Source organism: Mycobacterium saskatchewanense (assembly GCF_010729105.1).
Classification (GTDB): domain Bacteria; phylum Actinomycetota; class Actinomycetes; order Mycobacteriales; family Mycobacteriaceae; genus Mycobacterium; species Mycobacterium saskatchewanense.
Map to the genome: position 1 here is coordinate 5,883,759 of NZ_AP022573.1, position 25,943 is coordinate 5,909,701.

26 protein-coding genes and 4 pseudogenes are annotated in these 25,943 nt (G+C 65.9%); 20 read left to right on the forward strand and 10 right to left on the reverse strand.

Annotated features, from left to right (window positions below):
- Positions 1–25 precede the first annotated feature (25 nt).
- Entirely contained in the window at positions 26–1,084 is a 1,059-nt protein-coding gene (locus tag G6N56_RS27685; RefSeq protein WP_085257655.1) for a DUF4192 domain-containing protein, read from the forward strand.
- A gap of 21 nt (positions 1,085–1,105) precedes the next feature.
- Here the strand turns inward: G6N56_RS27685 and ideR are convergent, their stop codons facing one another.
- From ideR to G6N56_RS27700, 3 genes are all read right to left on the reverse strand, one after another.
- Positions 1,106–1,801, reverse strand: coding sequence for an iron-dependent transcriptional regulator IdeR (gene ideR, locus G6N56_RS27690; protein ID WP_085257654.1), 696 nt, complete (start codon positions 1,799–1,801; stop codon positions 1,106–1,108).
- A 132-nt stretch (positions 1,802–1,933) separates the two neighbouring features.
- Positions 1,934–2,893, reverse strand: coding sequence for a sigma-70 family RNA polymerase sigma factor SigB (sigB, locus tag G6N56_RS27695; protein ID WP_085257653.1), 960 nt, complete (start codon positions 2,891–2,893; stop codon positions 1,934–1,936).
- A gap of 149 nt (positions 2,894–3,042) precedes the next feature.
- Positions 3,043–3,456 (reverse strand): DUF3099 domain-containing protein, encoded by a 414-nt coding sequence (locus tag G6N56_RS27700; RefSeq protein ID WP_085257652.1) that lies wholly within the window; start codon positions 3,454–3,456, stop codon positions 3,043–3,045.
- 63 nt (positions 3,457–3,519) lie between these two features.
- On the opposite strand from G6N56_RS27700, the gene G6N56_RS27705 reads away from it, so the two are divergent.
- Positions 3,520–3,759, forward strand: coding sequence for a DUF3039 domain-containing protein (locus tag G6N56_RS27705; protein WP_085257716.1), 240 nt, complete (start codon positions 3,520–3,522; stop codon positions 3,757–3,759).
- On the opposite strand, the gene G6N56_RS27710 is transcribed toward G6N56_RS27705, so the two are convergent.
- Both G6N56_RS27710 and G6N56_RS27715 read right to left on the reverse strand, forming a co-directional pair.
- Positions 3,760–4,749 (reverse strand): YihY/virulence factor BrkB family protein, encoded by a 990-nt coding sequence (locus G6N56_RS27710; protein ID WP_085257651.1) that lies wholly within the window; start codon positions 4,747–4,749, stop codon positions 3,760–3,762. It lies immediately after the preceding gene.
- Between the two features lie 66 nt (positions 4,750–4,815).
- Positions 4,816–5,001: a DUF7455 domain-containing protein gene (locus G6N56_RS27715; RefSeq protein WP_085257650.1), complete on the reverse strand. Its 186-nt coding sequence runs from the start codon at positions 4,999–5,001 to the stop codon at positions 4,816–4,818.
- A gap of 135 nt (positions 5,002–5,136) precedes the next feature.
- Here G6N56_RS27715 and G6N56_RS27720 point away from each other — a divergent pair, with 135 nt between their 5' ends.
- Positions 5,137–5,499, forward strand: a complete 363-nt coding sequence (locus tag G6N56_RS27720; protein WP_232069165.1) for a DUF952 domain-containing protein — start codon at positions 5,137–5,139, stop codon at positions 5,497–5,499.
- Between the two features lie 78 nt (positions 5,500–5,577).
- Here G6N56_RS27720 and G6N56_RS27725 read toward each other — a convergent pair whose 3' ends face one another.
- Positions 5,578–7,113, reverse strand: coding sequence for an RNA polymerase sigma factor (locus G6N56_RS27725; protein WP_085257648.1), 1,536 nt, complete (start codon positions 7,111–7,113; stop codon positions 5,578–5,580).
- A gap of 186 nt (positions 7,114–7,299) precedes the next feature.
- Positions 7,300–8,097 (reverse strand): polyphosphate--glucose phosphotransferase, encoded by a 798-nt coding sequence (gene ppgK / locus G6N56_RS27730; protein ID WP_085257647.1) that lies wholly within the window; start codon positions 8,095–8,097, stop codon positions 7,300–7,302.
- Between the two features lie 112 nt (positions 8,098–8,209).
- On the opposite strand from ppgK, the gene G6N56_RS27735 reads away from it, so the two are divergent.
- Entirely contained in the window at positions 8,210–9,082 is an 873-nt protein-coding gene (locus tag G6N56_RS27735; RefSeq protein WP_085257646.1) for an inositol monophosphatase family protein, read from the forward strand.
- 3 nt (positions 9,083–9,085) lie between these two features.
- On the opposite strand, the gene cei is transcribed toward G6N56_RS27735, so the two are convergent.
- Entirely contained in the window at positions 9,086–9,736 is a 651-nt protein-coding gene (gene cei, locus G6N56_RS27740) for an envelope integrity protein Cei (RefSeq protein WP_085257645.1), read from the reverse strand.
- A 191-nt stretch (positions 9,737–9,927) separates the two neighbouring features.
- Here cei and G6N56_RS27745 point away from each other — a divergent pair, with 191 nt between their 5' ends.
- Positions 9,928–10,230: a DUF4193 domain-containing protein gene (locus G6N56_RS27745; RefSeq protein WP_067115263.1), complete on the forward strand. Its 303-nt coding sequence runs from the start codon at positions 9,928–9,930 to the stop codon at positions 10,228–10,230.
- Positions 10,231–10,242: 12 nt separating this feature from the next.
- On the opposite strand, the gene G6N56_RS27750 is transcribed toward G6N56_RS27745, so the two are convergent.
- The gene (locus G6N56_RS27750; protein WP_085257644.1) at positions 10,243–10,719 is read right to left on the reverse strand and encodes a DUF3093 domain-containing protein; all 477 of its coding nucleotides are present in this window, start codon (positions 10,717–10,719) and stop codon (positions 10,243–10,245) included.
- Positions 10,720–10,744: 25 nt separating this feature from the next.
- Between G6N56_RS27750 and dut the strand changes: the two genes are divergently transcribed.
- Together dut and G6N56_RS27760 are read left to right on the forward strand one after the other, a co-directional pair.
- Positions 10,745–11,209: a dUTP diphosphatase gene (gene dut / locus G6N56_RS27755; protein WP_085257643.1), complete on the forward strand. Its 465-nt coding sequence runs from the start codon at positions 10,745–10,747 to the stop codon at positions 11,207–11,209.
- On the forward strand, positions 11,209–11,967 hold the full coding sequence (locus G6N56_RS27760; protein ID WP_085257642.1) for a DUF3710 domain-containing protein: 759 nt from the start codon (positions 11,209–11,211) through the stop codon (positions 11,965–11,967). The genes dut and G6N56_RS27760 overlap by 1 nt, the downstream gene beginning before the upstream one ends.
- Here G6N56_RS27760 and G6N56_RS27765 read toward each other — a convergent pair.
- Complete coding sequence (locus G6N56_RS27765; RefSeq protein WP_085257641.1) at positions 11,964–12,662, reverse strand: hypothetical protein; 699 nt, start codon at positions 12,660–12,662, stop codon at positions 11,964–11,966. The two genes, G6N56_RS27760 and G6N56_RS27765, sit on opposite strands and share 4 nt — an antisense overlap.
- A 148-nt stretch (positions 12,663–12,810) precedes the next feature.
- On the opposite strand from G6N56_RS27765, the gene G6N56_RS27770 reads away from it, so the two are divergent.
- The 13 genes and pseudogenes from G6N56_RS27770 to G6N56_RS27830 form a co-directional block, all read left to right on the forward strand.
- Complete coding sequence (locus G6N56_RS27770) at positions 12,811–13,179, forward strand: OB-fold nucleic acid binding domain-containing protein (protein ID WP_085257640.1); 369 nt, start codon at positions 12,811–12,813, stop codon at positions 13,177–13,179.
- Complete coding sequence (locus tag G6N56_RS27775; protein WP_085257639.1) at positions 13,176–13,871, forward strand: DUF3159 domain-containing protein; 696 nt, start codon at positions 13,176–13,178, stop codon at positions 13,869–13,871. The genes G6N56_RS27770 and G6N56_RS27775 overlap by 4 nt, the downstream gene beginning before the upstream one ends.
- 896 nt (positions 13,872–14,767) lie before the next feature.
- The gene (locus tag G6N56_RS27780; RefSeq protein WP_085257638.1) at positions 14,768–15,595 is read left to right on the forward strand and encodes a mycofactocin-coupled SDR family oxidoreductase; all 828 of its coding nucleotides are present in this window, start codon (positions 14,768–14,770) and stop codon (positions 15,593–15,595) included.
- A 16-nt stretch (positions 15,596–15,611) separates the two neighbouring features.
- Positions 15,612–17,096, forward strand: coding sequence for an aldehyde dehydrogenase family protein (locus tag G6N56_RS27785; RefSeq protein WP_085257637.1), 1,485 nt, complete (start codon positions 15,612–15,614; stop codon positions 17,094–17,096).
- Positions 17,097–17,188: 92 nt separating this feature from the next.
- Positions 17,189–17,947, forward strand: coding sequence for an MlaE family ABC transporter permease (locus G6N56_RS27790; protein WP_085257715.1), 759 nt, complete (start codon positions 17,189–17,191; stop codon positions 17,945–17,947).
- Positions 17,948–17,979: 32 nt separating this feature from the next.
- On the forward strand, positions 17,980–18,798 hold the full coding sequence (locus G6N56_RS27795) for an ABC transporter permease (RefSeq protein ID WP_085257714.1): 819 nt from the start codon (positions 17,980–17,982) through the stop codon (positions 18,796–18,798).
- Between the two features lie 5 nt (positions 18,799–18,803).
- A complete protein-coding gene (locus G6N56_RS27800) occupies positions 18,804–20,204 on the forward strand; it encodes an MCE family protein (RefSeq protein WP_085257636.1) in 1,401 nt (466 codons plus the stop codon).
- Between the two features lie 12 nt (positions 20,205–20,216).
- Positions 20,217–21,248 carry an MCE family protein gene (locus G6N56_RS27805; protein WP_085257635.1) on the forward strand — a complete coding sequence of 344 codons (1,032 nt, stop codon included), beginning with the start codon at positions 20,217–20,219 and terminating at the stop codon, positions 21,246–21,248.
- Positions 21,245–22,579 (forward strand): MCE family protein, encoded by a 1,335-nt coding sequence (locus G6N56_RS27810; protein WP_085257634.1) that lies wholly within the window; start codon positions 21,245–21,247, stop codon positions 22,577–22,579. The genes G6N56_RS27805 and G6N56_RS27810 overlap by 4 nt, the downstream gene beginning before the upstream one ends.
- Positions 22,579–23,589: pseudogene (locus G6N56_RS27815) on the forward strand (virulence factor Mce family protein); the annotation flags it as partial. The gene G6N56_RS27810 and the pseudogene G6N56_RS27815, both read left to right, overlap by 1 nt.
- 8 nt (positions 23,590–23,597) lie before the next feature.
- A pseudogene (locus G6N56_RS27820) lies at positions 23,598–24,882 on the forward strand (IS3 family transposase).
- 43 nt (positions 24,883–24,925) lie between these two features.
- A pseudogene (locus G6N56_RS29345) lies at positions 24,926–25,249 on the forward strand (mammalian cell entry protein); the annotation flags it as partial.
- Positions 25,246–25,929, forward strand: a pseudogene (locus G6N56_RS27830) (MCE family protein); the annotation flags it as partial. The pseudogenes G6N56_RS29345 and G6N56_RS27830, both read left to right, overlap by 4 nt.
- Between the last annotated feature and the right edge of the window lie 14 nt (positions 25,930–25,943).

A 25,943-nucleotide genomic window follows, 5' to 3' on the forward strand; every position in this document is an offset into this window, starting at 1 on the left:
GTGGCGATCGTCAGCGTTGGTGCTCATGACGACGCATCGACCTGACTTTCAACTGGGCCGCCCCGCGGCATTGATTGCCGCGCTACCCGCCGTTCTCGGCTTCGTGCCGGAAAATTCATTGATCCTGGTGTCCTTGGGCGACGGGGAACTCGGGTCGGTGCTGCGGGTCGACCTCGGTGATGACCTGCCCGCCCGGATCGGTTATCTGGCCGAGGTTGCCGCCGCCGCCGAACCGGACGCCGCGATCGCGGTGATCGTTGACGCGGACGGCGCGCACTGCCCGGGCTGTAACGAGGAATACCGGCAGCTGTGTGACGAACTCGCGGAGGCGTTGTCGCGGAACGACATTCGGTTGTGGGCCGCGCATGTGGTGGACCGGGTGGCCCGGGGCGGGCGCTGGCATTGCGTGGACAATTGCGGTTCGGGCGGCGTCATCGACGATCCCTCGGCGTCTCCGCTGGCCGCGGCGGCGGTGCTGGACGGCAGGCGGCTCTACGCACGGCGCGCCGACCTGCAGGCCGTGATCGCGGTCGACGACCCCGGCCGCAGCGAGGAGTTGGCCGGCGCCCTCGAAGAAGAGGCAGCCAGGCGCCGGTCGGCGCAGCACGCCGATCCGGACGAGTGCCGCCGCCGTGACGTAGAGACCGCGGTGGCCGCGGCATCCCGGCTGGCTGCCGGCGAGTCACTGCCCGACGCCGACATCGCCGGGCTGGGCTGCGCGCTGCGCGACGGGGTTGTCCGCGACATCCTCTATGCCCTCGCCGTCGGCGAATCGGCGGGCGAAGCCGAATCACTATGGGCGCTGCTGGCGCGGCTGCTGCCCCCGCCCTGGCGGGTCGAGGCGCTGGCGTTGCTGGCGTTCAGCGCCTACGCCCGCGGCGACGGCCCGCTCGCCGGGGTGTCGCTGGACGCCGCGCTGCGTTGTGAGCCCGACCATCGCATGGCGGGCATGTTGGACACGGCCCTGCAATCGGGGCTTCGGCCCGAGCGCATCCGGGAGCTGGCGGCCACGGGCTACCGGCTGGCGAAGCGGGTGGGCGTGCGGCTGCCGCGACGGCGGGCCTTCGGCCGCCGCGCCGGGTAGGGGCGGCCCAAGTGGGGCCGGTCAGACCTTCTCGACCTTGACCGCGTGTGCCATTTCGTGCGGCAGCGTGACGTTCTCGTGACCCGGGATCACGATGGTAACGCCGCCACCGGTGGGGCTGGTCTGGACGCTCACCCGCGCGTTGGGTACGACGCCCGCGTCCTTGAGCCGGGTGATCAGGTCGATGTCGCCCTGCACGTGCTCGGTGAGCTGACGCACGACCACGGCCACCGGCGAGCCGGCGGGCAGCTCCGTCAACCGGACGAGGTTGCCGTCGTCGGAGCCGGATTCGGGTCCGACGCCCAGGTCGAGCAGGCCCGGGATCGGATTGCCGAACGGCGACGTGGTGGGGTTGTCCAGGACCTTCACCAGCCGGCGTTCGACGTCCTCGCTCATCACGTGCTCCCACCGGCAGGCCTCGGCGTGGACTTCCTCCCACGGCAACCCGATGACGTCGACGAGCAGTCGTTCGGCGAGGCGATGCTTGCGCATCACGGCGATGGCCAGCGCCCGGCCCTTGTCGGTCAACTCCAGGTGGCGGTCGCCGGCCACGTGGAGCAGGCCGTCCCGCTCCATGCGGGACACGGTCTGGCTGACGGTCGGACCGCTCTGGTCGAGGCGCTCGGCGATCCGGGCACGCAGCGGCGTCACGCCCTCTTCCTCGAGGTCGTAAATCGTCCGCAGGTACATCTCGGTGGTATCGACCAGCTCGTTCATCCGGTACCCTCCATTGACGCTGAGTCTACTTGGCCAGCTGCGCGAATGGGTGTAACGCCTCCCTGGCATGCAGTATGCCCGCCGCTGGCGCGGCGGGCATACTGTCGTGCTTCCTGGCTCGGGTGCGCTGGCCTAGCTGGCGTACGAACGCAGCCGATCGGCGCGCTCGCCGTTGCGCAGCTTCGACATGACGTCGCGCTCGATCTGACGCACCCGCTCACGGGACAGGCCGAACAGCTTGCCAATCTGGTCGAGGGTGCGGGGCTGCCCGTCGTCGAGACCGAAACGCAGCCGGATCACCTGGTGCTCACGTTCGTCGAGCGTGGCCAGCACGCTGCGGATGTCGGTGTGCAGCAGCTCGGCGATCACCGCGTTCTCCGCGGACATCGCCTCGGCGTCCTCGATGAAGTCACCGAGCGGGGCCTCTTCCTCGGAGCCGACGGGCATGTCCAGGCTCACCGGGTCGCGGCTGTGCTCGAGCAGGTCGTTGATCTTCTCGACCGGGATCCCCGACTCGGCGGCCAGTTCCTCGTCGGTGGCCTCGCGCCCCAGGTTTTGGTGCATCTCGCGCTTGATCCGCGCCAGCTTGTTGACCTGCTCGACGAGGTGAACGGGCAGCCGGATGGTGCGGCTCTGGTCGGCCATCCCACGAGTGATGGCCTGGCGGATCCACCACGTGGCGTACGTGGAGAACTTGAATCCCTTTGTGTAGTCGAACTTCTCCATCGCGCGGATGAGGCCGAGGTTGCCCTCCTGGATCAGGTCCAGCAGCGGCATGCCGCGACCGGTGTAACGCTTGGCCAGCGACACCACCAGGCGCAGGTTCGCCTCCAGCAGGTGTCGGCGCGCGGCCTCGCCGTCGCGCACGACGGCCTCCAACTCGCGTTTGCGATTCTCGCCCAGGCGCTTACGCGTTTCGAGCAGGTGCTCAGCGTAGAGTCCGGCCTCGATGCGCTTGGCCAGTTCGACCTCTCCGGCCGCGTTGAGCAACGCCGTCTTACCAATACCGTTGAGATATACGCGCACTAAATCCGCTGCGGGGCTTTGAGCATCCAGATCGCCGTCAAACCTGTTTGTGGTGGCGTTCGCCATAGCGACCTCCCGATCGGCTTGTAACTGTCATTCCATACAACGACAGATCCGGCCTGAGAGTTCCCACCGATTCCTGATCTCACACGCCTTGACGTGCAGAAATGTGCCAGCGACCTGAGAAAGTCCTGAGAGTTGTGACCGCCGGCCGGTCAGCCGGGACCCGGCCGGCCCACGTCGTCCCAGCGCGGCGGCGCGGCCTGCGGCTCCCGGTAGTGGGGACTCTCGAGCGCCATCCGCTCGGCCGTCGGGAATAACGGGGTGCGCCGCGGCACCTCCTCGAAGCGACGCGGCTCGTCGGAGCGGCGGGGCGGTCGGTCGTTGGCGATCAGGACGGCCATCCATGGCAGCGGGACCGACGCCGCGATGATCGCCAGCGAAATCAACCCGTTGTGCCACATCCCGTACGCCACGGCGGCCAGGATGAGCGCCGGGATGCGGAATGCCATCAGAGTCAGGTATTTACGTACTCGGGCGCGGTGCTGCTCCTCGTAGGACACCGCGGCGGCGGTGATGAGCACCGGTCTGCCATCATCGTCGAACCCCAGATCGGAGTCGCGCTTCATGCCTCCACTCTTCCACAACGGATCGATTCCGGCTGTAGCGAGTTTCGAGGCACAATGTCAGGCATGGACACCCAGACGATCGAGCGCACGGATACCGACGAACGCGTCGACGACGGGACGGGCAGTGATACCCCGAAGTTCTTCCATTACGTCAAGAAGGACAAGATCGCCGAGAGCGCGGTGATGGGCACCCATGTCGTCGCGCTGTGCGGTGAGGTCTTCCCGGTGACCAAGGCGGCCAAGCCGGGATCGCCGGTGTGCCCGGACTGCAAGAGAATCTACGAGAGCCTCAAGAAGGGCTGATCACGCCGGCGGCTCGACCGTCGCGACGCTGCGTTCGGGCAGCACGGGGTCGGGCGACGCATCCGCCGCCCGCCGGCCGGCCGGCAGCTGCGCCACCAGCCACTTGCGCAGCCGGTGGGCGTGCGTCCTGGGCGCGGGGAACTCTTCCTGTATTGCCGCGTTGAGTTCGGCGCCCAGCATGATGGCGAACCCGCCGAAGAACGCGAAGAGCAGGAAAGCGATCGGCGTGGACAGCGCACCGTAGGTGTAGCCCGTGCTGGTGATCCACCGCAGGTAGAACCGCAGGCCCAGGGTGGCGATCACGAACACCGCGGCCGCGAGGACGGCCCCGAAGATGAGCCGATGCGATGGCAGCGGTTCTGGCAGCGACACCCGGTACAAGATCATCACCCCGACGATCAGCCCGAATATCAGCGCGGGGTAGTAGCCGTAGCGCAGCAGGTTGGCCAGCCCGACGGGAATGTGCTCGCCCACCTTGCGCGGCCCCGCCACCACCAGGGGCGCCGTCGTGACCACCAGCACCAGCATCACCACATAGAGGAACAGCGCGAACAGGCGCTGCCGTACGGGATGGCGCAGCGGGGTCTGATCATGAGCCTCGACCACGGAGTCGACGAGCGCCGAAATGGCGGACGACCCTGCCCACAGCGAGATCAGGAAACCCAGCGAGATCACCTCGCCGCGCGCGTGGTTGGCAATGTCGCGCACAGTCGGCTCGATGATCTCGTTGACCACGCTGGTAGAGAACACGCTGTGCGCCGTCGAGATGAGCTGATGCTGGATGCTGGGCAGCATGTCCGGCCCGAACAGCGGAGCCACATAGGCGAGGCTGCCCAGCACTCCCAGCAGGAGCGGAGGCAGAGACAGTGCAGACCAGAAACCGGCCTGCGCTGACTCCGAAAAAATCGAGTCGTCCCAGCTTTTCGCCAGAGTCCTCAAGCTGATTCGCCAGACGTGACGGCGGGACGGCTTCGCGACCTGATCGCTCATACCAGTCCAGCATTACCGATGACTACCCCCGTCACCCACATTGCCGACGGGCGAGTCCGGACCGCCCTAGCTTTCGCTGACCTCCAGGACGGCGGCGAGCTCGACCAGTTTGGCCTCGTGCTCGTTGGCGTGGTGCTGGCAGAAGAGAAGCTCGGCTCCAGAAGGCAGCTTGGCACGGACACGAGCCGCGGCACCGCAGCGGTCGCAGCGGTCCGCACGAGTTAGCTCGGGACTGGTCAGAGTTGCGTGCATGGCTTCTCCGTTCTTACGTTGATTCACTCTCTCAGACGTATGGCGTTTTCGCCTTGTTCCCTAACCGTTGTAGGGTGTGTCGTTTCTCACGAGGTGTTTGATACACGCCCGGCGTGTTGTCTAGGGTCATCGACCGTGACGGCGGACCCCAAATTGGTGCATCTGTGCGGAGCCGACGAGTGGTCTTCCGCCCGCGACCGCGGCGCGATCGACCCCGCCGCGACCGGCGACCCCTTCGTGCACCTGTCGACGCCCGAGCAGGTGCACCTGCCGGCCAACCGCCTCTACCGCGGCCGCGCCGACCTGCTCCTGCTGCACGTCGACCCGGCGCTACTGGAGTCGCCCGTGCGCTGGGAACCGGGAGTGCCGACGGATCCCGAGTCGATGCTGTTCCCGCATCTGTACGGACCGCTGCCCGTGCGGGCAGTCATCCGGGTCACCGCTTACCGGCCGGCGCCCGACGGCACCTTCGCACCGCTGCCTCAGGAATTGACGTAGGCGTCCGCCTCGATCTCCACCGGCAACCCGGCTCGAACTCGAAGCCGGATGACACGAGCACGCGCTCGGCGGGCTCGCTCAGTCCAGGTAGTCGCGCAAGACCTGCGAACGGCTCGGGTGGCGCAGCTTCGACATCGTCTTGGACTCGATCTGGCGGATCCGCTCGCGGGTCACGCCATAGACCTGGCCGATCTCGTCGAGGGTGCGGGGCTGGCCGTCGGTGAGACCGAACCGCAGGCGTACTACGCCGGCCTCGCGCTCCGAGAGCGTCTCGAGCACCGATTGCAGCTGGTCCTGCAGCAGCGTGAAGGACACCGCGTCGACGGCCACCACGGCCTCGCTGTCCTCGATGAAGTCCCCGAGCTGGCTGTCGCCCTCGTCGCCGATCGTCTGGTCCAGCGAGATCGGCTCCCGGGCGTACTGCTGGATCTCCAGCACCTTCTCCGGGGTGATGTCCATTTCCTTGGCCAGCTCTTCGGGCGTGGGCTCGCGGCCCAGGTCCTGCAGCAGCTCGCGCTGGATGCGGCCCAGCTTGTTGATCACCTCGACCATGTGCACCGGGATGCGGATGGTGCGGGCCTGGTCGGCCATGGCGCGGGTGATCGCCTGGCGGATCCACCAGGTCGCGTACGTGGAGAACTTGTAGCCCTTGGTGTAGTCGAATTTCTCGACCGCGCGGATCAGGCCCAGGTTCCCCTCCTGGATGAGGTCGAGGAACGCCATGCCGCGGCCCGTGTACCGCTTGGCCAGCGAGACGACCAGCCGCAGGTTGGCTTCCAGCAGGTGGTTCTTGGCGCGGTCGCCGTCGCGGCAGATCCACATCATGTCGCGGCGCTGCGCGGCGGGCAGTTTCTCGCCCTTCTCGGCGTACTCGGACATCAGCTGCGTGGCGTACAGGCCGGCCTCGATCCGCTTGGCCAGCTCGACCTCTTCTTCGGCGTTGAGCAGCGCCACCTTGCCGATCTGCTTGAGGTAGGCGCGTACCGAGTCCGCCGAGGCGGTGAGTTCGGCGTCCTTGCGGGCCTGCCGCAGCGCCTCAGATTCGTCTTCGTCCCAGACGAAATCGCCGGAGGCCTTGTCCTTCTCGGTGGGCTCGGCGATCTCCTCGTCTTCGTCGGCGGGGGCCGGCCCGGCCACCGCCACGGGGGCGGTTTCCTCGCCTTCCTCGGCGTCGGCCGGGTCGATGTCGACGTCCTCGGCGTCGGACTCCACGTCCTCGTCCAGCTCGTCCAGGCTCAGGTCGGTCGCATCGATCTCGATGTCGTCGCCCTCGAGGTCGGGCTCGGCGTCGAGTTCCTCGACGGTGCCGTCGGACTCGACCGTCGACAGTTCGGCGTCCGCGTCATCCCCGGCGCCCTTGCCCGCCGGCTTGGTTCCGCGGCCCGGCGATGCCTTGCCCGCCGGGGCCTTGGCCGTTGCTCGCGATTTCTTGGCGTCGATGTCGGCTTCGGTCGCGGGCGTGGCGGCCCGGGGCGCGGCCTTGGCTGCCCGTTTCGCGGGGGCAGAGCCGTTGGGTGCCTTGGCGGGTGAAGCCGCCGACCTCTTCGACGGAGCCTTGGTGGCGTTGCGCTTCACCGGCTCATCGGTTGCCGGGCTTGCCTTGGTCGCTGCCACTTAAACCCCTTCGTTTGGACGCACTTCCGGTGGGTATGGGCATGGAGAACCGAAAGTGTCAGTTATGTCTGTCTTGGCGTTGGTATCAGCGTGGGTGGTGCACGCTCTCGGTCTGGGCTAGGCGCTGGGGACCGCCGACGACCATTGTAACGACCGCGAGGGCTCGTACCGCCCTACCGGCGAGAATCAGTGGGTGACGTCGATGGTGGCGGCCATGGCCGCGCCCACGATGCCGGCCGTGTTCTGCAGGGCCGCCGCCACCACCGGAGTGCGGTTCTGCAGCAGCGGCAGCCACTTGTCCGCCTTGCGGCTGATGCCCCCACCGGCGATGAACAGATCCGGCCAGATGGCGTTTTCTATGGCCACCAGCACCCGCGTCACCTGTGTGGCCCATTTCTCGTAGCTCCAGTTGTTGCGCTCCTTGACCGACGATGCGGCCCGTTGCTCGGCCTCCTTGCCGCCGACTTCGAGATGGCCGAGCTCGGTGTTGGGTATCAGGGTCCTGTTGTGGATGACGGCGGAGCCGATTCCGGTGCCGAAAGTCAGCATCACGACGAGTCCGGACTGGTTGGCGCCCGCGCCGTAGCGCTCCTCGGCGAGCCCGGCCGCGTCGGCGTCGTTGAGGATCGTGACTGGCTGACCGTCCAGCTCGGCGCTGATGACGTCGCGCGCGTTCGTCCCGATCCACGACTTGTCGACGTTGGCCGCAGTCTGAGCGACGCCGTGGGTGACGACGCCGGGATAGGTCACCCCGAGTGGGCCGGTCCACCCGAACTCGTTGACGACGGCGGCGATCGTCTTGGCGACCGCGGCCGGCGTCGCCGGTTGCGGGGTCAGGAGCTTGAACCGGTCGCCGACGAGCAGCCCGGTGTTCAGGTCGACGATGCCGCCCTTGATGCCACTGCCACCGACGTCGATGCCGAACGCCTGACGTTGCGGCATGGCAACACCCGGATCGGCGCGCGGCGTGTCGGTACTGGTCATCGAACCCCCTCGGCAAGACGTGGGCTGTCCGCTCACCTTAGCGCCCAGGGACCCGCGGAAGCGGCCGTTGGGCGTGTCTGCGCGGCGCCGGCCACTGTGATGCGATGGACGGGTGACGCGCCCCAGTACCAAACCCGCCGACCCCGCGCGGCTGCGCTCGGTGGCCGAAACCCTGGCCGCCGAAGCCGCAGACTTCGTGCGGCAGCGCCGCGCCGAGGTTTTCGGCACCGGTGGAGGCATCGGTGACGCGGTCCGCTCGAAAAGCACCCCGACCGACCCGGTGACCGTCGTGGACACCGAGACCGAACGGCTGCTGCGCGACCGGCTGGCGGTGCTGCGTCCCGGTGACCCGATCCTCGGGGAGGAAGGCGGTGGGCCCGCCGATCACGGGTCGACGCCCGACGGCGCGATCACGTGGGTGCTCGACCCCATCGACGGCACAGTGAATTTCGTCTATGGCATCCCGGCCTATTCGGTGTCGGTGGGCGTGCAGATCGACGGCGTGTCGGTCGCCGGGGCGGTCGCCGACGTCGTCGGCGGCCGCGTGTACTCGGCGGCGACCGGGCTGGGCGCCCACGTCACCGACGGGCGCGGCACGGAGCCGCTGCGCTGCGCAGACGTCGACGAGCTGTCAATGTCATTGGTGGGCACGGGGTTCGGTTATTCGAAGGGCCGACGTGAAGCGCAGGCGGCGTTGTTGGCGCGGATGCTGCCGGTGGTCCGCGACGTGCGTCGCATCGGTTCCGCGGCGCTCGACCTGTGCATGGTCGCGGCGGGCCGCCTGGACGCCTACTACGAGCACGGGCTGCAGATCTGGGACTGCGCCGCCGGCGCGCTGATTGCGGCCGAGGCGGGAGCCCGGGTGGTGCTGCCGGCCAAGGGCGTCCGCGGGGCCGGGTTGACGGTCGCGGCCGCCCCCGGGATCGCCGACGAGCTGCTGGCGACTCTGAAACGGTTCAGCGGGCTGGACCCGATCCCGGACTGACTTTCAGCAGCTGCTGGAGTGAATCCTGGCCAGGAGCGCCGGATCTGACGGTTCGGAGGCACCGGGCTTCAGGGTGGCCAGAACCGCGTCGATGTCGTCGTTGTGGGCCAGGGCGGAAAACTCGGTGCCGACCGCGAGGTCGACGGTGTCGTCGGCGCGGTTGTCGTTGAACAGTTCCGTGCACGGCGCCACCAGCCACACGGCGGCCGCGGTGGCCTGCCCTGCGGTGCCGAAGCGGATTTGTCCCTGACAATTCAGCCTGGTCCCGGCATAGACCGGGTCGTTGGCGGCGGTCGGCTGCGCGAAGCCGAGGTCCTTCATGGCGCCGGCGACATCGGCGGCCTGTCCGCCGCGCCCGCTGGCGTTCAGGACGCGCACCTTGGTGTCCGCGAGCTTGGCCGGTGCGACGTCGGCCATCGCGGTGCGCGAGACCTGTTCGCCCAGCTGCAGCGGCGCGGAGCCCGCCGGCTGCGGCGGGGGGTTGCACACCACGGCCTCGTGGACCTTGGCCGGCCGGGTCAGCGCCACGGTCCACACCACGCCCGTCGCGACGACCAGGAAGATCAGCACGATGATGGCCGGCCGGGGGTTGCGCCGCCGAAAGGGGCGACCATGCTTGTCGAAAGCGGTACCCTCGGTGATTTGTGCGACCACAGCTGCACTCTAACCGCACGCCAAAGGCGCTGTTCAAAGCCGAACTCGGGGGCCGATCGGATAGTGTGACGCAATTCACACCTTAACGGGTAGCGATCCGGGCACGAATCGTTTGGTGGATGCGTTCGACGCTGGTACAAAGCGTTGCTTGGGATTACGAGGGTATCGAGGGGATAGGGCAGGGAATAGATATGCCTACCGACTATGACGCGCCGCGCCGCACCGAAACCGACGACGTCTCGGAGGACTCGCTGGAGGAGCTCAAAGCGCGACGCAACGAGGCGGCCTCGGCCGTCGTCGACGTCGACGAATCTGAAACCGCCGAATCTTTCGAGCTGCCGGGGGCCGACCTTTCGGGGGAAGAGCTGTCTGTTCGGGTCATCCCGAAGCAGGCCGACGAATTCACCTGCTCGAGTTGCTTCCTGGTGCAGCATCGCAGCCGGCTGGCCAGCGAGAAGAACGGCGTGATGATCTGTACCGACTGCGCGGCTTGACCGGTTTCGAGGTCAGCTGCGCAATGCCGACAGCACCCGCTCGGGGCGGCGGCAACTCACCAGCCAATACGGCGTCGGGTCATCGGGGTCGTCGAGGACCAGCAGAATCATCGGGCCGATCCATGCCCTGTGCAGCACATAGGCGGCCGGGTCGAGCTGGCGGCCCAGGGCCGCGGACTTCGCCGACGGCGCCACTTCCGCGGACCGGGCGACGACCGTGACGGGCAGGTGCGCCTCGGCGGCCCACAGCTCAACACCGCCGGGGCCGGCTGTGACTTTGATCTCGACCCTTCCGAGCCACAACAGCGCCCCGGCCGCGACAGCGAACAGCGTCGCGTACGGGACCCAGTCGGGCAGGGCGGGCACACCGAGGGTGACCTCGAAGGCGATCAGCGCCGCGAGCCCGAAGCCCAGCGGCCACCACCACCACGGCACCCATAGTCGTTCGCGATATCGCACGCTGTGCGGCGCGACGCGCGTCCCTGACACGCGGTCAAGGGTAGTCTGTGGCCCCGTGCAGACCAGTCTCGCCATCGTCCGCCTCGACCCGGACCTGCCGCTGCCCGGCCGCGCCCACGACGGCGATGCCGGTGTGGATCTGTACAGCGCCGAGGACATCGAACTGTCACCCGGGCACCGCGCCCTGGTCGGGACGGGCGTCGCCGTCGCCATCCCGCACGGGATGGTCGGGTTGGTGCATCCGCGGTCGGGTTTGGCTGCGCGCGTTGGCCTTTCGATCGTCAACAGCCCGGGGACCATCGACGCCGGGTACCGCGGCGAAATCAAGGTGGCACTGATAAACCTGGACCCCGCCAAGCCGATCGTCATCCATCGCGGCGACCGCATCGCCCAGCTGCTGGTGCAGCGGGTCGAGCTGGTGGAGCTGGTCGAGGTCTCGTCGTTCGACGAGGCGGGGCTGGCCGAGACCTCCCGTGGCGATGGCGGCCACGGTTCCTCCGGAGGACATGCGAGTCTGTGATGGCATTCGGTAGACGCAAAGACGACAGGGAACGGACGCGGGATGACGTCGCGGCGCAGGCCGTCGACCACCAGTCCGCGGACGACGAGATCGAAGAGCTCGAGGGCCCGTTCGACATCGAGGACTTCGACGATCCTTCGGTCGCCGAGCTGGCCCGGCTCGACTTGGGCTCGGTGCTCATCCCCATGCCGGAGACCGGCCAGCTGCAGGTCGAGCTGACCGAGACCGGCGTGCCCAGCGCGGTGTGGGTCGTCACGCCCAACGGGAGGTTTACCATCGCCGCCTACGCCGCACCCAAGACGGCCGGGCTCTGGCGCGAGGTGGCCGCGGAACTCGCCGAGTCGCTGCGCAAGGACTCGGCCAAGGTCAGCATCAAGGACGGCCCCTGGGGCCGCGAGGTCGTCGGCACCGCCTCGGGCGTGGTGCGCTTCATCGGGGTCGACGGCTACCGCTGGATGATCCGCTGCGTCATCAACGGTCCGCACGAGACGATCGAGGCGCTGGAACAGGAGGCGCGGGCGGCGTTGGCCGACACTGTCGTCCGGCGCGGCGACACCCCGCTCCCGGTGCGGACGCCGCTGGCGGTGCAGCTGCCGGAGCCGATGGCCGAGCAGCTGCGCCAGGCCGCGGCTGCCCAGCAGGCCCAGCAACAAGACGCGGCCCAGCAGGCGCCCGGCGAGGTGTCCATCGAGCCGGCCGCGCGCCGCGGCGCCGAGGGGTCGGCGATGCAGCAGCTGCGCACCACGACCGGCGGCTAGAGCTCGCCGAGTGCGGCCAGGCAGGCCGCGCCCAGCGCGGCCGGGTCGGCGCCGATCTGTTCCAGCGTCACGGTCCGCAGGGCCGCGCGCGGGGCCGTGGCGACCCAGTCCACGGCGACCTGCAGCGGGTGAATGGGATCGTCGACGGCGGCGGCCACCCCCAGGGGCGTGGTCAGCCGGGCCAGCTCGGCGCAGCTCGGCGCGACGTAACCGGCGGCCTCTTCCATCGCCTCGGGCAGCTGGGGCCACTGCGCGCGCCACGAGCGCGTCAGTTCCTCGGCCAGCCATGGCGGGCTGGAGGCCCGCATCGCGGCGGTCGTGGGGGCCAGGCCGTCGGCGCGCAGCTGCGCCGCCGAATGCCGCGCCGCCAGCGCCGCCGGCGCCTCCCCGGGCGCCCCGGCCCAGGCCGGCAGCGCGGCCAGCACGGCCACGGTGCGATCGGGATGGGCCAGCGCCCAGGCGGCGGCCACTGCGGCGCCGATCGAGACACCACCGACGGCGATCGGAGCGGCGCGCCCGGCGTCGTCCAACGCCGCCAGGTAGCCGTCGATCAGTCGGTCCGGGCGCGGCCGCGGTGCCGCCAGCGACGCCCCGACCTCGCCCAACGGGCCGCCGAACGCCCGGTTGACGTAGTCCTCGTCGCTGCCGGTTCCGGCCAGCAGGACGGCCGTCACACCACGCAGATCGACATTCACCCCCCGATCCTGCCCCCGCCGCGACGGGCGCTCCAACACCAGGTTTGGTTCGGTTGGCGTGGGGGAACCAAGAGGTCTACGGTGTCCGTTGGCATAGATAGAAGCACAACGCACATCAGCGGCTTTATCAGCATTGTCAGGAGTGGCCATGGGGGCCCAAGGGTATCTGCGCCGGCTGACCCGTCGTCTGACGGAGGATCCGGAGCAACGCGACTGTGCGGAGTTGTCCGACGAAGTCGCGAGTACCGGCGCGCAGCGTGTGATCGATTGTGAGCGTGGCCAGGAGGTCACCATGATCGGCACGCTGCGCAGCGTCGAGACCAACGGCAAGGGCTGTTCGGGCGGCGTCCGCGCCGAGCTGTTCGACGGCAGCGACACCGTGACCCTCGTGTGGTTGGGTCAGCGCCGCATACCCGGCATCGACTCCGGCCGCACCCTGCGGGTTCGGGGCCGGCTGGGCAAGCTGGAGAACGGCACCAAAGCCATCTACAACCCGCACTACGAAATTCAGCGGTGACCGCCCACGACGATTGGGGGACAGGTCCGCGACCGGAATCCGGTACCACCGACGGCATCACCCCGGACCGCCTGCTCGCCCAGCTGGGCGGCGTGAGCGGTGTCGTCTACTCGTCGCTGCCGGTGGTGGTTTTCGTGGCGGTGTCGAGCGTGTCGGGACTGCTTTCGGCGATCGCCGCCGCCATGGGCGTGGCTGCGCTGATCCTGGTGTGGCGGCTGATCCGGCGCGGATCCACCCAGCCGGCGTTCTCCGGCTTCATCGGCGTCGCGATCTGCGCGTTGATCGCCTACGTCGTGGGCGCGTCCAAAGGCTATTTCCTGCTGGGCATCTGGATGTCGCTGCTGTGGGCGGTGGTGTTCGCGGCGTCGGTCCTGATCCGCAGGCCGCTGGCCGGCTACGCGTGGAGCTGGGCGACCGGGCGCGACCGCGCCTGGCGCGACGTCCCGCGCGCCGTCTACGCGTTCGACGCCGCCTCGCTGTGCTGGGTGGTGGTCTTCGCGTCCCGGTTCGTCGTCCAGCGGGTTTTGTATGACGCGGACCAGACGGGTTGGCTCGGGTTCGCCCGGATCGCGATGGGCTGGCCGCTGACGGTGATGGCCGCGCTCGTCACCTACGCCGCAATCAAGGCCGCGCAGCGCGCCATGACGGGCGCCGACACCGCCGAGCTCGAGGCGGACACCGCCAGCGACTAGGGTGCCGCCTCGATGTCGGTCGCAAAGTCATGTGAGGCGTACGCATTCGCAGCACCGTCGGACGCGAGGCAGAAACGGTCGGACGGTATCCGTTTGCTGGCGTTACTGGGCGCAGTCGGGTCTTGATGGCGCCGGTGAAAGATTCTCGCGGCTAAGCCACGAGAACCGTTCGATAGCGGGACCGGCCCCGCCGCACGCGGTCCACCGCCTCATTGATCTCGCCATCGCGGACATGTCGATCAAAGGCCGAATCTCTTGGTGGGCGGCGAAGTCCAGCATCTGAGCGGTTTGCGTGCGCGAGTCTCTTCTACGCCGAAACCGCCGACGATCCGGCGGAGGATCACCAGCGGCGCCGCAACGCACTCAAACGCACGGTGGAAAGAGCAGTGGGCAAGTGAAGTATGCTGCGCCGGCGTACCGGTCGATGCCCAGTTCGCGAAGCACATTCGAACGTCGGTGACGCAACGATAGAAGGTCTCTGGATGTGCCATCACCGGCACCCGGTTGGTAAGTCGTATTGGCCTCGTTGTGCTGGCGCCCGTCGCCGTTGCGGTTCTTGCCCTTGACTCCGTCCGCTGCCGGCCGCCGCGAAGTCTCGAGTCCGCCGGGCCGGCAGGTTCGCTCCGACCACGCGCACGAGGATTTGAAGTCGTACGGCCGCGTTGCAGAGGCCGTCACGCCGGGTGGGCGGTCGATGCCCGCCTGATACCGGACGGGGTGGCGGCGATCCCCGCGCCGCGCGCACGCGCAATTGCCGTGCACCAGCCGTTTTGGGGTTGCCCTCCTGTGTCAGGCGTCACCGCGGAAACCCGGTGTGGCGCAGGACACTGATCATCGTTATCATAGACGCCTTAGGTAGATATGAGCCTCGGAGTCGCGGCGGCGGAAAGGTGCAGATGTACGGGTTGGACGGCAAAGTCGCCTTCATTACCGGAGCGGCGCGAGGGCAGGGCCGCGCGCACGCAGAATTGCTGGCGAGCGCCGGCGTAGACATCATCGGAATCGACATCTGCGCACAGCTGGAGACGGTGGCTTACCCCATGTCCACGGCCGCAGACCTTGGCGACACGGCCGCCCTGGTCGAAAAGCAAGGCCGGCGCATGGTTGCCCTCCAGGCCGATGTCCGCAACGCTGCCGAAGTCCGTTCCGCCGTGCAGCACGGCGTGGCGGAATTCGGACGCCTCGACATCGTGCTGGCCAATGCGGGCATCATGGCACACAGCCTGCCGCCCTACGCCAATTCAGAACAGGCGTGGAAAGATTCGATCGACACGATGCTTACGGGCGTGTGGAATACGTTGCAGGCCACCGTGCCCGCGCTGATCGCGGGCCAACGCGGGGGCGCCATCGTCATCACCAGCTCGGCGGCGGGCTTACGCGCCCAAACCACGGAACGTTCGGGTGGAGCTGACGGCTATTTCGCTGCCAAGTTCGGCGTCGTCGGATTGATGAAAGCGTACGCGGGATCGCTTGGCGAACATAACATCCGCGTAAATTCACTGCACCCCTGTGGTGTGAAAACCCCCATGGTGGTCAACGACTTCTTCCCGCGCTGGATCGATGCACACCCCAAAACGGCCACCGCGCTTGTCAACGCATTGCCGGCCGAAATGATCGAGACCACAGATGTGTCCAACGCGGTGCTGTATCTGGTCTCGGACGCAGGCCGTTTCGTGACCGGTTCGACGCTTACCGTCGACGCGGGCTTGACCACCGTTAATTGAGGCGAAGGACGTTTGCATGACCCGGACAGCGGCACGGCCACAAAGCTATAGCCTCTACATCAACGGTCGATGGGTCGAGGGCGCGGCCACCGATCCACTCGTCGTGCTCAACCCGGCAACCGGAGAGCCGATCGCCGAGGTACCGAACGGAACCGTCGCCGACGCCCAACTTGCGATCCAAGCAGCGCGGCGAGCCTTCGATGATGGGCCGTGGCCTCGGTGGTCGCCGCGACAGCGTTCGACAGTCTTGTCCCGGATGGCGCAACGGCTGCGGGCACGTTACGACGACCTGGTCGACCTGAGTATCGTCGAAGCTGGGTCCACCCGAACGCTGGCGCCTTCCTTCCAGGTTGGCATCCCGATCGAGCGATTTACCGATGTTGTCGAGCGCGTACTGCCAAGGTTCGACTTCGAGACGGCATTGCTTCCCCTGGTTACCGATTCGCTAGGGCAAGGTGTGGTGCTGCGCGAACCCGCCGGAGTTGCCAGTTTGATTACGGCGTACAACTTTCCGCTGTTCCTCAACCTGTCCAAGATAGCGCCGGCGCTAGCTGCCGGTTGCACTGCAGTGCTCAAGCCTTCGCCTTACACACCTTTGGAGGCATTGATCCTCGGAGAGATCGCCGCTGAAGCCGACCTTCCCGAGGGTGTGCTCAATATCGTCACCGGGGCCACTGACGCCAGCCACGAACTCACCGTCAACCCCATGGTTGACATCGTGTCCTTCACAGGCTCGGTCGAGGTGGGGCGCTACGTCAACCGGCAGGCCGCCGACACCTTCAAAAGAGTGGTGCTCGAACTCGGCGGCAAATCGGCAAACATCATCTGCCCTGACGCCGACCTAGACCGCGCAGCCATTGACGTGGTCGCCGGAATGACAATCCATGCCGGTCAGGGCTGTTCACTGCTGACTCGCACGCTCGTGCACCATTCCCGCCATGACGAGCTGGTCGAGCGTGTGACCCGCACGCTCGGTCAGCTCACCGTGGGCGACCCAGCCGACTGCGCCACCGACATGGGGCCTTTGATCAGGGAGGCGCAGCGCACCAAAGTAGAAGCGATGATCGCGCGCGCTCGCGACGAGGGAGCCGAGGTCGCCTATGGGGGCGGGAGACCCGCCCATTTGGACAAGGGGTTCTATGTCGAACCGACGTTGCTCGTCAATGTAGACAACAGGATGAACATCGCACGCCAGGAAGTATTTGGGCCCGTTGGCATCGTCATTCCCTTCGACGACGACGATCACGCCGTCCGACTCGCCAACGACAGTGACTTCGGACTCGGCGGCGGCGTATGGTCTGCCGACCCGGTTCGCGCATACACCATCGCTCGACGACTACGTACCGGCACGGTAAGCGTCAACGGCGGTGGGGGAGCGTTACATCCAGACGCGCCGTTCGGTGGCTACAAACACAGTGGCTTGGGACGCGAATGGGGAGGGCATGGCATTGCGGAGTTCCTTGAAGACAAGGCCGTGACGTGGCCGGTGGCCGGCGGATGATCACTGAAGACGAGACCGTGGTCGTATCGGGCCCTCGCAAGTCCGGGAGTCCGAGCCGTCAGTTCCGGGACTACGCATACAGGTTCGCTGCGATGGGCAAACCTGTACGGGCGCTGGGCGGTTTCTTCCTTCTGTCCTTCGAAACCCTGACCGTCATGTGGCGCCGACCATTCGCATGGCGGGAGCTATTGCTTCAATCATGGTTTGTAGCGAGGGTTTCCCTTCTGCCAACGTTGCTACTTGCCATCCCGTTCACTGTCCTGGCCGTCTTCACGTTCAACTACCTTCTCATGGAGTTCGGTGCTGCCGACTACTCCGGTGTCGGGGCAGGGGAGGGTACGGTCACCCAGATCGGGCCGATCGTCACCGTGCTGGTGGTCTCGGGTGCAGGTGCGACCGCCATGTGCGCCGACTTGGGTGCTCGCACGATCCGGGAGGAACTCGATGCTCTTCGGGTAATGGGCATCAACCCCATCCAGTCTCTGGTGGTGCCACGCGTGCTTGCCGCGATGGTGGTCGCAGTGCTGCTTTCCTCGCTGGTCATCTGGGTTGGCATAGGTGGCGGCTTCTATTTCTCCGTCTTCTTCCAGAATGTCAGTCCAGGAGCGTTCGTTTCCTCGCTGACCTTGGTCACCGGGATCAGCAAGGTGATCGTCGCCTGGATCAAGGCGGCTCTATTTGGTCTGGCGGCCGGACTGATTGCCTGCTACAAGGGTGTCACCGTGGGTCCGGGACCGGCCGCAGTCGGCAATGCCGTGAACGAAACAGTGGTCTACACCTTCGTGGCCCTGTTCGCGATCAACATCATCGCCACAGCGGTGAGCGTGTCGACCGTGGGAGCGATCGGTTGAGCGCGCCGACGGTGGGAGTGCGCTTCCATCATATGGGCCAAACGGTGCGCAATTTGGTCCGGGAAGCCGAACGTGTCGGCGAACAGACGAGGTTCTATGGCCGCACTATAGCCTCAGTCGGTGACGCCCTCGGTCATTACAAGATCGAGACGCTGCGATTGATAGCCCAAATGGGTTTGGGTACAGGTGCATTGGCGATCATCGGTGGGTCGGTGGTGATTGTCGGCTTTCTGACGATGATGACCGGCGCCCTTGTCGCCGTCCAGGGCTATAACCAGCTGGCGGCGACCAGCGTCGAGGCGCTAACCGGGTTCTCCTCGGCATTCTTCAACGTGCGCCTGATCTCGCCGTTGACAGCAGCAGTGGCATTGGCAGCCACCATCGGTGCCGGCGCCACTGCGCAACTGGGCGCGATGCGCATCAATGAGGAAATCGATGCTCTGGAAGTGATGGGTATCCGCTCGGTTGCCTACCTTGCATCGACTCGCGTCGTTGCCGGCGTCGTCGTCGTCATACCCCTGTACTGCGTGGCGATGGTAATGTCTTTTCTGGCAGCACGATTCGGTACCACCGCGATCTACGGGCAGTCGACCGGCGTGTATGACCACTACTTCAATACGTTCCTGATACCGGTTGACCTAATCTGGTCGTTCCTGCAAGCCGTAGCAATAGCCGTAGTGATCATGCTGATCCACACCTACTACGGCTACACCGCTTCCGGCGGGCCCGCCGGGGTGGGGGAAGCCGTCGGGCGAGCGGTACGTGCTTCGCTGGTGGTCTCTGCGGCCGTCATCTTGTTTGCGTCCCTCGCGATCTACGGGCGCACCGGCAACTTCAACATGTCCGGGTAGCAACCATGAATGACGGACTACGACGACAACGCATCCACCCACTGTGGTGGACCGCCGCACTCGTCACCGTGGTGATTGTCCTGATCACCTTGAGCCTGGCGCAATTCAACGGGTTGCTGCGACAGAGCATTACCGTGATCCTGGCGTCCGATCGCGCCGGTCTGGTGATGAACCCGGGCGCCAAAGTCAAGCTGCGGGGTGTGCAAGTCGGCACGGTAGGCAACATCGTCGGATCCCGCCAAGCGGCGCGGCTGCAGCTGGACATAGATCCTGCGGAGATTCGCTACATTCCCGCCAACGTCCAAGCCGAGATCAAAGCGACCACTGCATTCGGCACCAAATACGTCGATCTGATCTACCCCGACAAGCCCACACCCGCCCGACTCAAAGCCGGAGAGGTCCTGTATTCGCGCAACATCACCACCGAAGTAAACACCGTCTTTCAGAATCTCGTCGACGTACTCAAATCCGTAGACCCGGCCAAGGTCAACGCGGTCATTAGTGCCCTCGCCGAGGGATTGCGCGGGCGCGGCCAGCGCATGGGCGAAGCCATCACCGCCGCGAACGAGGTACTGACCGCCTACAACGCAAGGGTGGATACCGTCGGACGTGACTGGCGATCGTTCAACGAGTTCAGCAAGGCCTATGACGTCGCGGCAAACGACATCCTGACCACGCTGGACGCTGCCAGCACGACGAGCACCACACTCAGCGCTCATGCTAAGGAGCTGGATAGTCTGCTGCTCAACGTCATTGGATTCTCACGCAGCGGTGTCGCCCTGGTGGGCCCCAACCTCGACAACCTCATCGATGGCATCAATGGCCTGCAACCGACCACTGACCTCTTACGAAAGTACAACCCGGAATACACCTGCATGCTGGTGGGTGCCAAGTACTACATGGATCACGGCGGCCTGCAAACCCGTGGAGGCAACGGCTATTCGCTCGTTATCGACAGCGGCCTCCTCTTTGGCAAAGATCCCTACATTTATCCCGACAACCTGCCGTTCGTCGCGGCCAAGGGTGGCCCCGGCGGCCAACCTAGCTGCGGTTCACTGCCTGACGTCTCCAAGAACTTCCCGGTGCGCCAGCTCATCACCAACACCGGTTGGGGCACCGGCCTGGACATCCGTACCAACCCGGGCATCGGGCATCCGTGCTGGGCTGACTTCCTGCCCGTCACACGCGCCGTGCCGGAGCCGCCGAGCATTCGGCAATGCATCCCGGGGCCGGCGCCCGGGCCGGCGGTACCCGCGGGTGCGCCGCCCTACGGCGCGCCGCAATACGCCGCCGACGGCAGTCCCCCTGGCCCGGCACCGCAAGGCGCAGCGCTACAAAACAGCGAAACCGCACCACCCAATCCCGCGACCGTGACGTCAGCGCCGTCCGCTGCGGGGCCTAATTAGCGAGGTGCATTGATGGCAAAGAACTTTCATTCCGCCGTGTTACGGCTGTCCGTATTCGTCGCGCTTTGCTTGTTGGGCGCCTTGGGACTGGTGATGGTGTTCGGCCAGCTCCGGATCGGAGGTGCCGAAAACACCTACAACGCCGAATTCGTCAACGTATCCGGGCTTTCAGGGGGCAATTTCGTGCGGATTGCCGGAGTCGAAGTCGGCAAGGTTCAACACATATCCGTCAACTCTGCAGGACACGCCCTGGTAGCCTTTGCGGTCGACCGCGCCGTCCAGCTGACCGACACGACTCGGGCCCTTATCCGCTACGACAACCCCATCGGGGGCAGATATCTGGAGTTGCAGAAGGGCGCCGCTGTCGGCAAACGCTTGGCACCGCACGCCACGATACCGGTTGACCGGACCCGGCCGGCCTTGGACCTCGACGCCCTGATCGGCGGTTTTCGTCCGCTCTTTCGTGCCCTGAGTCCCGCTCAAGTCAATGCGTTGTCAACGCAACTGATTCAGGCATTCCAGGGCCAGGGCACCACCATCAATGCGCTGTTCACTCAGACTGCGGCATTCACCAACACGCTTGCCGACCGCGACGCCCTGATCGGGCAAGTCGTTAACAACCTCAACACCGTGCTCGCCTCGCTTGGCCCCCAAAGCGACCAACTCGCCACTGCGGTGGACTCACTCGCTGAGCTGATGTCGACGCTCGCCGGGCATAAGACCGCCATCGCCAACTCGCTGGCCTACTCCAACGCCGCAGCGGCAAACATCGCCGATCTCCTCACCCGCGCGCGACCGTCATTGAAAGACACTGTGCAGCAGACCGATCGGGCTGCGGGAGTCGCCATGGCCGATCACGACTACCTCGACAACCTGTTAAACACCTTGCCCGACGCGTATCAAATGCTTGCTCGGCAGGGGCTCTATGGCGACTTCTTCAGCTTTTACCTCTGCGACTTGATCCTCAAACTGCCCGGCAAAGGAGGTCAGCCGGTCTACGTGAAGATAGCGGGCCAGGCGAGCGGTAGGTGTACCCCCAAATGAAATGGTCTCTACAGCAACACAATCCGTTGGTCATCGGCGGCATTGGGCTTGGCGTCGTCGCGGCCGTAATTGCGTTCGCGTTGAACTTCCACAGCATAGGTTTCCTCAATCACACCACCGGATACACCGCCTACTTCGCCGAGGCCAGCGGCCTGGCCGCCGGTACCGATGTCCAAGTGGCCGGTCTCAAGGTCGGCAAAGTGACTGCGGTGGCGCTGGAAACGAACAAGGTCAAGGTCGAGTTCGAGGTATCCGACGACGTTCGCCTCGGCGACAGATCTGAAGCGGCCGTCAAGACCAAAGCGCTGTTGGGCACCAAGGTTCTCGAGGTGACGACCCGCGGGGACGGGCCCCTGTCAGCGCCGATTCCGCTGGACCGCACTCAGCCGGCTTACCAGCTGACCGACGCGCTAGGCGATTTATCAACGGCCATCAGTGGATTGCATACCGACGACCTGAACCAGTCCCTGGCAACGTTAGCTCAGACTTTCGCCGACACGCCCGCCGGCTTCAAGATCGCCGTGGACGGAGTCGCGCGAATCTCACATACCCTCAGTGAACGCGACGCGCAATTGCGTAGTCTGCTCGCCAACGCCAACAAGGCGACCACCGTTTTGGCCGACCGTAGTCGCCAGATCGTCGATCTGGTCCGGGACACCAACGCCTTGCTGGCAGCGCTACGGGAGCAGCGCCATTCGATGGACCAGATCTCATCCAATATTTCGAAGCTTTCGCAGCAACTGTCAGGGTTCATCGACGACAACCGCTCCCAGCTGCGTCCCGCCCTGGACAAGCTCAACGGCGTACTGGCCATTATCGACAACCGCAAAGAGCAGATCCAGAAGTCGATCAAGCTGCTTAATTCCTACGCCATGTCACTGGGGGAATCGGTGGCGTCGGGCCCGTTCTTCAAGGCCTACCTGGCGAATCTGGTGCCTGGACAGTTCATTCAGCCGTTTGTCGACGCTGCGTTCTCCGACCTTGGGCTTGACCCCAATGTCTTGTCACCGTCTCAACGCGTCGATCCGCCTACTGGTCAGCCCGGTACGCCTCCGCTTCCCGTTCCTTACCCCCGCACAGGGCAAGGGGGAGAACCAAACCGCACGTTGCCAGATGCGATTACCGGTAATCCCGGCGATCCGCGCTACCCCTACCGCGAACCTCTGCCGGCGCCGCCGACCGGAGGACCGCCGCCAGGACCGCCTGCGGTCGGCTCGCCCGGGCCCACGTCGGGCCCCGCCCCTACGCCGACGTCGTTTGACGTGCCGCCGCCCCCTGCGGCGCACCCGCCACCTTCGATGACCAGGCAGGAAAGGCAGGACGGACCGTGATGTTGCAGCGGTTAAGAGCCATTTTGTTGATGCTGCTGCCCGTTGTCCTCTTGGGAGGGATAGCCGCGGCGTCGGGTGCCGCATCCCACCCCAACCGCACGACAGTGGTGGCCTACTTCGACAACAGCAACGGAATCTTCCCGGGCGACGACGTCATGATCCTTGGTGTGCCGGTCGGCAAGATCCTTCGCATCGAGCCGCAGCCACAGCGCGCGAAGGTCACCTTTTGGGTCGACGCCAAGTACCCAGTGCCTGCGGAGGCCAAAGCGGTGATCCTGCTGCCACAGCTGATCACCGCACGCGCAATACAGCTGACACCCGCCTACACCGGTGGGCCGGTTCTGCGCAGCGGGGCCTTGATTCCGCAGGAGCGCACGGCGGTCCCGGTCGAATGGGATGACCTGCGTTCTCAGCTGCAAAAGCTCGCTGACGCACTGCAACCGACCGAACCAGGTGGCGTCAGTCCCCTAGGGGCGCTGATCAACACCGCCGCGGACAATCTCCGTGGGCAGGGCAGCCGCATTCATGACATGGTGATCGAGCTGTCCCAAACCCTTTCAGCGCTGGGTGATCACAGCGGCGATCTCTTCTCCACGATGAAGAATCTGTCGATGTTGGTGTCCGGATTGCACGACAGCGCCGAACTTCTGCGAGCGCTCAACACAAACCTGGCGTCGGTGACTCAAGTGCTGGCTAACGACCACGACGAAGTGGGCCAGGCGATCGACAGCCTGAACACCGCGTCGGAGAAAGTGAGGACCTTCGTCGCCGACAACCGCGACGCACTGGGCACGACCGCAGACAAACTTTCCGGCATCTCTCAGGCGCTCGTCGCCAGTCTCGATGACATCAAACAAACGCTGCACGTCGCCCCCACCGCATTCCAAAACTTCCTCAACATCTACGAGCCCGCTCACGCGTCACTGACCGGGGCGTTAGCGCTCAACAACTTTGCCAACCCGATCACTGAGCCGTCCCGGCGTTTCCGGAGACTCCCGATCTTGGGAGGATCTGGGTTATGGGACGTGTCAGCAAGTACCCCGACGAGCTTCGTGAACGTGCGGTGCGCATGGTCGCTGAGGTGCGCCCGCAGTACCCGTCGCAGTGGGCGGCGATCACGGCGGTCACGGGCATGTTGGGGATCGGCACACCGGAGACGTTGCGGACCTGGATCCGCCGCTCGGAGGTCGATACCGGCCAGCGACCGGGTGTGACCTCCGCGATGGCCGAGGAGAACAAGGCGCTGCGCAAGGAGATTGCCGAGCTGCGCCGGGCCAACGAGATCTTGAAAGCAGCGGCGATTTTCTTCGGGGCCGAGCTCGACCGGCCCGGGAGACGGTGATCCGGTTCATCGCCGAACACAAGGACCACCAGGTGGCCGGCCCCAACGGCGGGGCCGGGCTGCGCTGGGGTGTCGAGCCCATGTGTGCGGTGCTGTCTGAGCATGGCGTGCCGATCAGCCCGTCGACCTACTACGAGTGGATCAACAAGACCCCGACACGACGGCAGATCCATGACGCCGAGCTGGTCGAGATCATCACCGCGGCGCGGGAAGACAAGAAAAGGGCAAGTTCGTCCAGACGCTGGGGTCACGCAAGTTGTGGATCTGGCTACGCAGCCAGGGTCACGATGTCGCCCGGTGCACGGTGGAGCGGATCATGCGCGAGAACGGTTGGGAGGGCGCGCGGTACGGATCCAAGCACAAGACCACCATCGCCGACGACACTCATCGGCGATACCCGGATCTGGTGGACCGCCGCTTTTATGCCGCGGCGCCAAATCGGTTGTGGGTGGCCGACTTTACGTATGTGTCGACCTGGATGGGATTCGTCTACGTCGCATTCGTCATCGACGCCTACAGCCGCCGGATCCTAGGCTGGCGGGCCGCCAGATCCATGACCACCGATCTGGTCCTCGACGCTATCGAGCATGCGTTCTTCACTCGCGCCCAGGACGGCACCACCAGTCTGCACGGGCTGATTGCGCACAGCGACGCGGGCAGTCAATACACCTCGGTGGCCTTCACCCAGCGGCTCATCGATGAGGGCGTGGATCCCTCCGTCGGCTCGGTTGGCGATGCGCTGGACAATGCGCTGGCCGAGACCACCGTCGGCTCGTTCAAGAACGAACTTATCCGCCGGCAAGGCCCGTGGCGCGACGTCAACCAGGTCGAGCTGGCGACCGCTGAATGGGTGGTCTGGTTCAACACCGAACGCCCCCACGAGTACCTCGACGACTTCACTCCCGAGGCCGTCGAGACGCTCTACTACGATCACAAACGCACCCCACCAAAGGCAGGGTGATTCAACGAATGCAGTCTCCGGACTCACCGGGACGGCTCACACCTTCCTATGCGGGGCGATCCAGGCCGCAGCCCGGCTGGGAGCCGAGCAGTCGGCCAAGCTGTGTGTGCAATATCTGGCCCCCATCATCAAGAATCGCCAATACAACTTCTTCCCGCTGGGCGAGAATCTGTTCGTCGGCGCACAGGCACGGCCCAATGAAGTCACATACAGCGAGGACTGGATGCGGCCGGACCATCGGCCTGGGGCCCCGCCGCCCCCGATTCAGCCAGCGCCGCCCCCGGCTGTCGGCGCGGCGCCGCCTCGCGCTCAGGGCCCCGAGGCCGGATTGACCGCGTTGATGGTTCCACCAGGTGTGGGACCATGACGCGACCCAGCCGCCGTCACGGGGTCGCAGCGCTGCTGGCAACCGCACTGCTGGTACCCATGATCTCAAGCTGCACCTGGCGGGGCCTTAACACCCTGCGCCTGCCTGGTACAGCGGGAAACGACGCGAATGCGCTTGTCGTACAGGCCGAAATGCCGGACGTTAACAACCTGCAACCCAACTCACCGGTACAGGTTGCCGACGTCACGGTTGGCAGCGTCACCAAGATCGAACGGCAAGATTGGCATGCCGTTGTCACGATGCGCCTCAACCGCGACGTGGATCTGCCGGCCAACTCGACAATCACACTGGCCCAGACCAGCCTGCTTGCGACGCTGCACCTAGAGCTGGCACCTCCGGTCGCGGTGCCGGCCCAGGGAAGATTGCGCACCGGCTCAGTGATTCCGTTGTCAGCGGCGGGGGCATACCCAGACACCGAGCAGACGCTGGCGATGCTGTCAATGCTGCTCAACGGGGGTGGAATCGGTCAACTTCAGGACATCACCGAGGCGTTCAGCACTGCATTCGCCGGCCGCGAAGGAGACCTTCGTAGCCTCCTGGAGCAACTCAATAGGTTCGTCCGCAGTCTCAATGAGCAAAAAGACGACATCGTGGCGGCCACCGAAAGCTTCAACAGCCTAATTGGCAAATTCGCACAACAAAAACCGGTTCTGGACAAATGAGCCGTCCCGGT

Excerpts from the sequence above, each read along its gene's own strand:
- G6N56_RS27810 (WP_085257634.1), top strand. The coding sequence starts at position 21,245 with ATGAAATGGTCTCTACAGCAACACAATCCGTTGGTCATCGGCGGCATT.
- G6N56_RS27785 (WP_085257637.1), top strand. The coding sequence starts at position 15,612 with ATGACCCGGACAGCGGCACGGCCACAAAGCTATAGCCTCTACATCAAC.
- G6N56_RS27780 (WP_085257638.1), top strand. The coding sequence starts at position 14,768 with ATGTACGGGTTGGACGGCAAAGTCGCCTTCATTACCGGAGCGGCGCGA.
- G6N56_RS27760 (WP_085257642.1), top strand. The coding sequence starts at position 11,209 with ATGGCATTCGGTAGACGCAAAGACGACAGGGAACGGACGCGGGATGAC.
- G6N56_RS27745 (WP_067115263.1), top strand. The coding sequence starts at position 9,928 with ATGCCTACCGACTATGACGCGCCGCGCCGCACCGAAACCGACGACGTC.
- G6N56_RS27795 (WP_085257714.1), top strand. The coding sequence starts at position 17,980 with ATGGGCCAAACGGTGCGCAATTTGGTCCGGGAAGCCGAACGTGTCGGC.
- G6N56_RS27715 (WP_085257650.1), bottom strand. The coding sequence starts at position 5,001 with ATGCACGCAACTCTGACCAGTCCCGAGCTAACTCGTGCGGACCGCTGC.
- G6N56_RS27790 (WP_085257715.1), top strand. The coding sequence starts at position 17,189 with ATGGGCAAACCTGTACGGGCGCTGGGCGGTTTCTTCCTTCTGTCCTTC.
- G6N56_RS27710 (WP_085257651.1), bottom strand. The coding sequence starts at position 4,749 with ATGAGCGATCAGGTCGCGAAGCCGTCCCGCCGTCACGTCTGGCGAATC.
- G6N56_RS27805 (WP_085257635.1), top strand. The coding sequence starts at position 20,217 with ATGGCAAAGAACTTTCATTCCGCCGTGTTACGGCTGTCCGTATTCGTC.
- G6N56_RS27770 (WP_085257640.1), top strand. The coding sequence starts at position 12,811 with ATGGGGGCCCAAGGGTATCTGCGCCGGCTGACCCGTCGTCTGACGGAG.
- G6N56_RS27705 (WP_085257716.1), top strand. The coding sequence starts at position 3,520 with ATGGACACCCAGACGATCGAGCGCACGGATACCGACGAACGCGTCGAC.
- G6N56_RS27685 (WP_085257655.1), top strand. The coding sequence starts at position 26 with ATGACGACGCATCGACCTGACTTTCAACTGGGCCGCCCCGCGGCATTG.
- ideR (WP_085257654.1), bottom strand. The coding sequence starts at position 1,801 with ATGAACGAGCTGGTCGATACCACCGAGATGTACCTGCGGACGATTTAC.
- ppgK (WP_085257647.1), bottom strand. The coding sequence starts at position 8,097 with ATGACCAGTACCGACACGCCGCGCGCCGATCCGGGTGTTGCCATGCCG.
- G6N56_RS27800 (WP_085257636.1), top strand. The coding sequence starts at position 18,804 with ATGAATGACGGACTACGACGACAACGCATCCACCCACTGTGGTGGACC.
- sigB (WP_085257653.1), bottom strand. The coding sequence starts at position 2,893 with ATGGCGAACGCCACCACAAACAGGTTTGACGGCGATCTGGATGCTCAA.
- G6N56_RS27700 (WP_085257652.1), bottom strand. The coding sequence starts at position 3,456 with ATGAAGCGCGACTCCGATCTGGGGTTCGACGATGATGGCAGACCGGTG.